This window comes from Syntrophorhabdus sp., from assembly GCA_012719415.1.
Taxonomy (GTDB): domain Bacteria; phylum Desulfobacterota; class Syntrophorhabdia; order Syntrophorhabdales; family Syntrophorhabdaceae; genus Delta-02.
The window spans coordinates 25,382-32,202 of the sequence record JAAYAK010000267.1 but is presented as its reverse complement, the minus strand read 5'-3'; the positions used below and the strand labels follow the sequence as shown (position 1 = coordinate 32,202).

Sequence of the window (6,821 nt, the reverse complement as noted above, 5' to 3'; positions counted from 1 at the left end):
TGTCGCAGGTCGCAGGTCTCAAGTCACAGGTTAAAGACAAAAGCAGATATTGGCTGTCAACAGCATTGATCTTTTTTGGTTTTTAGACGTGAGACCTGTGACCTGAAACCTGGGACTTGTGACGCTTCTAACACCCGGCCAGGGCGAGGAAGTTCTTGAGGAGCGTGAGGCCCACTTGCTGGCTCTTTTCGGGGTGAAATTGGCAGGCGAAGAGGGGGCCCGTCTCGATGGATGAGGTGAAGGGGCCCTCGTAGTCCGTGGTCGTGGAAATGACGGATCCGTCCTCGGGGGCACAGTAATAGGAGTGCACGAAGTAGAAGAAATCGCCCGAGCCTACCCCTTTGAGGATGGGGCTCTCCTTGCGGATGGTGACGCTGTTCCAGCCCATGTGGGGCACCTTCATGGAACCCTTGAAACGCGGCACGCTCCCCTTCATGACACCGAGACCGGTGACCCCCGGCGCTTCTTCGCTTGATTCGAAGAGCACCTGCATCCCCAGGCATATGCCGAGGTACCGTTTGTCCCTGCGGATGTGCTCCCTGATGGCAGAGGCCAAACCCCTCCCCTCGAGGTTCTCCATGCACCTGCCGAAGGCTCCCACCCCGGGCACGACTATGGCGGAGGCCTCCTCGACTGCCCGCGGATCCCCGGACACGGTCACCCGGGCCCCGAGCTTCGTGAAGGCGTTAAGGACGCTCTTCAGGTTACCCATCCCGTAATCGACAACGACGATCATCTAAAGCACGCCCTTCGTGCTGAGCACGCCCTTTATGCGGTCGTCCTTCTCCACCGCGGCCCTTAAGGCCCGGGCGAAGGATTTGAACACCGCCTCCACCTTGTGGTGGAGGTTGCTTCCATAGAGGAGGTTGACGTGAAGGGTCAGCCTCGCCTCGTTCACAAAGGCCTGGAGGAATTCCTTCACCACGTCGACGTCGAACCCTCCCGTCCTTCCCTGGAGACGCCCCCGGAAGACGAAAGACGAACGCCCCGATATGTCGACGGCCGTCATGCAGAGCGTCTCGTCCATGGGGACGAGGGCGCTGCCGTACCGCTTTATCCCCTCCATGCCGCCCAGGGCATCCCTCAGGGCCTTCCCCATGGCGATCCCCACGTCTTCGACGGTGTGGTGGTTATCCACCTCGGTATCTCCCTCCGCCGTTACGCCAAGATCGAAGAGGCCATGCTTCGCGAAGAGATCGAGCATGTGATCGAAGAAGGGTATCCCCGTGGAGATGCTGTACTCACCCGAGCCGTCGAGGTTCCAGGATACAGAGATGGACGTTTCTTTCGTGGTCCTTTCCACTTCGGCCTTTCTCGCCATGTTCCCCCCTACATGATGACCTTGTTCAGCGGGTATTCCACTATCCCCTGGGCCCCGGCCCTTTTCAGGTCGGGGATTATGTCCCGGACGACCTTCTGGTCGATGATGACCTCGATGGCCACCCATTTTTCATCGGAAAGGTTCGATACCGTCGGCGTGTGCAGTGAGGGAAGGATCTCCGTCACCCTGCCGAGCTTGTTCCTCGGAATGTTCATCTTGAGCCCGACCTTCTCCTCGGCAAGGAGCGCCCCCTTCAGGAGAATGATCAGGTTCTCCATCTTCCGCCTTTTCCAGGGGTCTTTCCAGGCGCTCCTGTTCGCGATCATGACCGTTTCGGACTCGAGGATGGTCTCCACTATCCGCAGGTTGTTGGCCACGAGCGATGCCCCCGTCTCCGTCACCTCCACGATGGCGTCGGCTAGAAGGGGCGGCTTCACCTCCGTGGCACCCCAGGAGAACTCCACCGAGGCCTCGATGCCCTGCTTCCTCAAATATCGTTTTGTAAAGGCCACGAGCTCGGTGGCGATCTTCTTCCCCTCGAGGTCCTTCACCTTCTTGATGGGCGAATTGTTCGGAACGGCCACCACCCACTTGACGCCCCGGAAGCCCACCTTGCCGTAGCGCAGGCGGACAAGCTCCACAACCTTCGCGTCCTGCTCCAGGACCCAGTCGGCCCCCGTTATGCCCATATCGAGGATGCCGTCCTCCACGTAGCGTGCCATTTCCTGCGCCCGGATGACGAGCCCTTCCATCTCGTTGTCGTCGATGACGGGGACGTAGGAACGCTCCCGGAGTTTGATGGTGTAACCGGCGTTCTTGAAAAGCCGGAATGTCGATTCCTGCAGGCTGCCCTTGGGCAGGCCGATCTTCAGTTTCATTTCGGGGACTCCTTTCGCGCCTTTATTGCGTCGCCGTGGGCAGGCAGACCCTCTATCCTCGCGAGCCTCTCCGCCCTGTCGCCATATCTTTCGATGAAGGTCCGGTCTATTGTAACAACAACCTTCCGCTTTGTAAACCGGTCGACGGAAAGTCCCCCCGTGAACCGTCCCGCGCCCGCCGTGGGCAGGACGTGGTTCGTCCCGATATAGTAGTCGCCCATGGCAACGGGCGTGTGGGGGCCGACATAGATGACGCCGGGATACAGGATGGAAGGCAGGCAGCTTTCATCGCCGATGAGTTCCATATGCTCCGGCGCGATCCTGTTTATCGCCTCGACGGCGCGGCCGATGTCGGTGTAGTGCACCATATACCCGTTGTCATCGAGGGCCTTCCTGATGGTCTCCCTGCGCGGGGCGGCAGCGAGAAGACCTTCCATCGTCCTGACGACGGCCTCGAGGTGCTCCCGCGAAGAGGAGAAGAGCCCCACCGATGCGAGTTCGTCGTGCTCCGCCTGGGAGAACATATCGAGGGCCACGTGCTCCGGCGAATGGGCCCGGGTACAGAGAATGACGAGCTCCGTCGGCCCCGCGAGCATGTCGATGCCGACGGACCCGTAGACCTCTCTCTTGGCCTCTTCCACGTAGGCGTTCCCCGGTCCGACGATCATGTCCACCTTCGGCACCGAGCCCGTGCCGAACGCGAAGGCGTAGACGGCCTGTGCGCCGCCGACGCGGTAGATCTCACCGATGCCGAGGAGCTTCGCCGCGGCCGCCACGTGGCCATTTATGGCGCCCCCCCGGCCGGGCGTGGCCGCACAGATCCTCCTGACCCCCGCTATCTGTGCCGGCACCACTCCCATGATCAGCGACGACGGATACGACGCCGTTCCCCCGGGGACGTAGACCATGACGCTTTCCACGGGCACCGGGGCTTCCTCCACGACGAGGCCCTTCTTCCGGAAGGCCCTCTTCGGCATTTTCTGTCCCCTGTGGTAGGAAACGACGTTCCGGATCATCCCCTTGAGAACCGAAAGGTCCCTTGCCGGGACCCTCGATGCCGCCTCGTCGATCTCCTCGGGCGTCAGTTTGAGAGGGTGCGGCCTCTCCCAGCCGTCCCAGGCAATGGAGAAGTCTACGAGAGCGCTGTCCCCGCGGGAGAGCACGGCCTCGCGTATCTTCAGGACCGCCTCGCGGACGTCGCGCTTCTTGCCTTCCCTGCCGGTCTTCACGAAGGACATGAGGCCGTCGAATTCCCGGTCAAGCTCCCATACTTTCATCTTTCACCCTTTCGATCCTGGCCCCGAGGTTCTTCAGCTTCTCTTCGATGCGCTCATAGCCCCGGTCGATGTGGTATATGCGCGAGACCTCCGTTTTACCGTAGGCGGCAAGGCCCGCGATGATGAGCGACGCGCTGGCCCGTAAGTCCGTGGCCATCACCTTCGCCCCCGATATCGATTCGACCCCGTGGACGATGGCCGTGTTGCCCACGACCCTGATGTCGGCGCCCATCCGCCGAAGCTCCGCCGCGTGCATCATCCTGTTCTCGAAGATGGTCTCCGTTATGGCGCTCACCCCCTTGGAGGTCGTCATGCTGGCCATGAGCTGGGCCTGCATGTCCGTCGGGAACCCCGGGTACGGCACGGTCCTGATATCCACGGCCAGGGGTCTTCTCTTCGACATGGACGCCCTGATCGTCCGCCCGTCGCAGTGTATCTCCATGCCCGTCTCCGTCAGTTTGTCGATGACCGCCTTGATGTGTTCGGGAACGCAGTTCTCGAGAACAATGTTTCCCCGCGTCATGCCGCAGGCGGCAAGGAACGTCCCCGCCTCGATCCTGTCCTCTATGACGTCCCAGGAGCAGGGTGTAAGCTCGCCCACGCCTACTATGCGTATGACCGCCGTCCCTTCCCCTTCGATGCGCGCCCCCATCTTCTTGAGCATCCGCGCGAGATCGACCACCTCCGGTTCCCGCGCGGCGTTCTCTATGAGCGTTTCGCCTTTTGCGAACACCGCCGCCATGAGGAGGTTTTCCGTCCCGCCGACGGTGACGTTGTCGAAGACGATGCGCGCCCCTTTGAGCCTCTTTGCCGTGACATCGACGTAACCCTCACGGATGGCGACTTCGCACCCCAGCGCGGAGAGGCCCTTCAGGTGGAGGTCGATCGGCCGCTCCCCGATGGCGCACCCACCGGGATAGGACACCGTCGCCTTCCTGAGGCCGCCGATGAGGGACCCGAGGACGAGGACGGAGGCCCGCATCTTCTTCACCAGTTCGTAGGGCGCCACGTGGTTGTCCACCGCCGTGGTGTCGATGTCGATGGTGTGCTCGTCCCGCCAGGCGCACCTGGCGCCGAGGAGGTCGATAAGCCGCATCATCGTGGTGACATCCATGAGACGGGGCACGTTCCCTATGCTGTACCTGCCCTTCTCGAGCAGCGTGGCGGCAAGGACGGGCAGAACGGCGTTCTTGGAGCCGCTTATCCGGACCTTCCCTTTCAGTCTCTCTCCGCCTTCAATAATGAACTTATCCATGTCCCGCGAGCACCCTTTCCCTGCCTGAATAGTCTTTCTTCACGCTCACCGTCAGACCCGCCCCCTCGAGCAGGGCGCCGACAACCCGGACCTGAGCGGCCGAGCCCACCTCGAGGAGGACCCATCCGCCCGGGGTGAGGCGCCGGGGAAGCTCCGCGGCTATCCGGCGGTATACCTCGAGGCCCTCCGCGCCGCCCTTGAGGGCGCGGGGCGGCTCGAAATCCCTTACGTCCGTCATGAGACCGTCCCACTCCTCGTCGGCCACGTAGGGAGGATTCGACAGGATCATGTCGAACCGCGCTCCGTCACCGAGTGCGGCGAAGAGGTCGCTGCACACAAAGCGCGTCCTCTCCCCGACCCCCATGCACCGGGCGTTCCCGCGGGCCACCGCAAGGGCCGCCTCGGATATGTCGACGCAGACGACCCTGTTGCCCGTGTGTTTCGCGACGATAATACCGATCACTCCGGAACCGGTGCCCATGTCGAGGACCGCGAGGTCCTGCCTGCCTCCGATGAGGGCGATGGCCTCTTCCACGAGGACCTCCGTCTCCGGGCGCGGGATCAGCACCGCCTCATTCACGGAAAAGGTTTCGGAAAAGAACTCCCGCGTCCCCGTCATGTATGCGAGCGGCCTGCCCGCGGCGCGCTCCTCGAGGACCCTCCGCAGGGTGTCGAGGTCATCTCCGGCCACTTCGCGGTCCATATCGGAGAAGACCTGTTCCTTCGTGAGGCTCAAGGCGTGACAGAGGACCGCCACGACGTCCGTCCTCAATAGACGCTTCTCGCCGGTGATGATCTGCCTGATCCTCAATGCCCTTTATCCTTTTTTGAGCGCCTCTGAGCGGAAATGCGCGGTCACGGGACCCGTTATCTCTTCTATGTTCCCGTTGAGGATGTCCTGAAGCTTGTACAGGGTGAGGCCGATCCTGTGGTCGGTGACGCGTCCCTGGGGGAAGTTGTAGGTCCTGATGCGCTCGCTGCGCTCCCCGGTGCCTACCTGTTTTCGACGTTCGTCGGATATCTCCTGCTCCTTCTCCCCTTCCATCTTTTCCTTGAGCCGAGCCCTGAGCACGCGCATGGCCTTTGCCTTGTTCTTGTGCTGAGACTTCTCGTCCTGGCATGTGACGACCATGCCTGTCGGTATGTGGGTAAGCCTCACCGCCGAGTCGGTGGTGTTCACATGCTGGCCGCCGGGGCCGCTGGAACGGAAGAGGTCGACGCGTATCTCGTCGGGATTGATGGCGATCTCCAGTTCCTCCGGCTCGGGGAGCACGGCAACGGTGATCGTGGAGGTGTGGATCCTTCCCTGGGCCTCCGTTTCGGGGACCCTCTGAACGCGATGGACGCCGCTCTCGTACCTTAGGGCATTGAAGGCGTCCTTCCCCTCGATGACGACGATCACCTCTTTGAACCCCCCGAGGTCGGAGGGGCTCGAGCTCATGATCTCCGTCTTCCATTTCATGCGCTCGGCAAACTTCATGTAGGAGGCGAAAAGGTCCCGCGCGAAGAGGGCGGCTTCCTCTCCCCCCGTGCCGGCCCGTATCTCGAGAAACATGCTCTTCGCCTGCTTCTCCGTCTTCCTCAGGAGGCTGTCGGTGAGGACCCCCTCGATCCGTTCCATCTCCTTCTCAAGGTCTGCAAGTTCCTCGCGGGCAAGGGACTTCATCTCCTCGTCGGATTCCTCTTTCAAGAGCTCCGATGTTTTCTCCTGCTCCGCCTTCGCGGCCTTCCATTCGCGGTAGGGGTCGACGACCTCCTTGAGGTCGGTGCGCTCCTTGGCAAGCTTCTTGTACTCCTCCATGTTGGAGAGCACCTCGGGCTTTGCCATCTCCGCCTCTATTTCCTCGAAGCGTTTTTCAAGCTCAATGAGTTTCCCGAACATTACTTCTGTTTCTTTCCGTATTTCCTTTCGAACTTCTCGACCTGACCGGCGGAATCAAGGCGTTTTTCCTTGCCCGTGAAGATGGGGTGGCACTTGGCGCATATCTCGACGGTGATCTTGTCTTTAACGGAGAGGGTCTCAAAGGTGTGGCCGCAGGCGCACTTCACCGTCGCGGTCTTCAGTTCCGGGTGGATGCCCTTTTTCATGT

8 protein-coding genes are annotated in these 6,821 nt (G+C 61.6%); all 8 read right to left on the bottom strand.

The features are described 5' to 3' along the window. Positions 1–127: 127 nt before the first annotated feature. From hisH to rpmE, 8 genes are read right to left on the bottom strand one after another with little or no spacing between them, the layout of a single operon-like run. A complete protein-coding gene (gene hisH, locus GXX82_15775) occupies positions 128–736 on the bottom strand; it encodes an imidazole glycerol phosphate synthase subunit HisH (GenBank protein ID NLT24501.1) in 609 nt (202 codons plus the stop codon). Continuing rightward, positions 737–1,321 (bottom strand): imidazoleglycerol-phosphate dehydratase HisB, encoded by a 585-nt coding sequence (gene hisB / locus GXX82_15770; protein ID NLT24500.1) that lies wholly within the window; start codon positions 1,319–1,321, stop codon positions 737–739. It lies immediately after the preceding gene. A gap of 8 nt (positions 1,322–1,329) precedes the next feature. Continuing rightward, on the bottom strand, positions 1,330–2,199 hold the full coding sequence (locus GXX82_15765; GenBank protein ID NLT24499.1) for an ATP phosphoribosyltransferase: 870 nt from the start codon (positions 2,197–2,199) through the stop codon (positions 1,330–1,332). Beyond that, on the bottom strand, positions 2,196–3,476 hold the full coding sequence (gene hisD, locus GXX82_15760) for a histidinol dehydrogenase (protein ID NLT24498.1): 1,281 nt from the start codon (positions 3,474–3,476) through the stop codon (positions 2,196–2,198). The genes GXX82_15765 and hisD overlap by 4 nt, the downstream gene beginning before the upstream one ends. Beyond that, positions 3,457–4,731 (bottom strand): UDP-N-acetylglucosamine 1-carboxyvinyltransferase, encoded by a 1,275-nt coding sequence (gene murA / locus GXX82_15755; GenBank protein NLT24497.1) that lies wholly within the window; start codon positions 4,729–4,731, stop codon positions 3,457–3,459. The genes hisD and murA overlap by 20 nt, the downstream gene beginning before the upstream one ends. Continuing rightward, positions 4,724–5,542, bottom strand: a complete 819-nt coding sequence (gene prmC, locus GXX82_15750; protein NLT24496.1) for a peptide chain release factor N(5)-glutamine methyltransferase — start codon at positions 5,540–5,542, stop codon at positions 4,724–4,726. The genes murA and prmC overlap by 8 nt, the downstream gene beginning before the upstream one ends. A gap of 6 nt (positions 5,543–5,548) precedes the next feature. Beyond that, positions 5,549–6,613: a peptide chain release factor 1 gene (gene prfA / locus GXX82_15745; GenBank protein ID NLT24495.1), complete on the bottom strand. Its 1,065-nt coding sequence runs from the start codon at positions 6,611–6,613 to the stop codon at positions 5,549–5,551. Then, complete coding sequence (gene rpmE, locus GXX82_15740) at positions 6,613–6,819, bottom strand: 50S ribosomal protein L31 (protein NLT24494.1); 207 nt, start codon at positions 6,817–6,819, stop codon at positions 6,613–6,615. The genes prfA and rpmE overlap by 1 nt, the downstream gene beginning before the upstream one ends. Between the last annotated feature and the right edge of the window lie 2 nt (positions 6,820–6,821).

What these genes read in the sequence shown, in the direction of transcription:
- hisD (NLT24498.1), bottom strand. Translation starts at nt 3,476, where the DNA reads ATGAAAGTATGGGAGCTTGACCGGGAATTCGACGGCCTCATGTCCTTC.
- hisB (NLT24500.1), bottom strand. Translation starts at nt 1,321, where the DNA reads ATGGCGAGAAAGGCCGAAGTGGAAAGGACCACGAAAGAAACGTCCATC.
- rpmE (NLT24494.1), bottom strand. Translation starts at nt 6,819, where the DNA reads ATGAAAAAGGGCATCCACCCGGAACTGAAGACCGCGACGGTGAAGTGC.
- GXX82_15765 (NLT24499.1), bottom strand. Translation starts at nt 2,199, where the DNA reads ATGAAACTGAAGATCGGCCTGCCCAAGGGCAGCCTGCAGGAATCGACA.
- murA (NLT24497.1), bottom strand. Translation starts at nt 4,731, where the DNA reads ATGGATAAGTTCATTATTGAAGGCGGAGAGAGACTGAAAGGGAAGGTC.
- prfA (NLT24495.1), bottom strand. Translation starts at nt 6,613, where the DNA reads ATGTTCGGGAAACTCATTGAGCTTGAAAAACGCTTCGAGGAAATAGAG.
- hisH (NLT24501.1), bottom strand. Translation starts at nt 736, where the DNA reads ATGATCGTCGTTGTCGATTACGGGATGGGTAACCTGAAGAGCGTCCTT.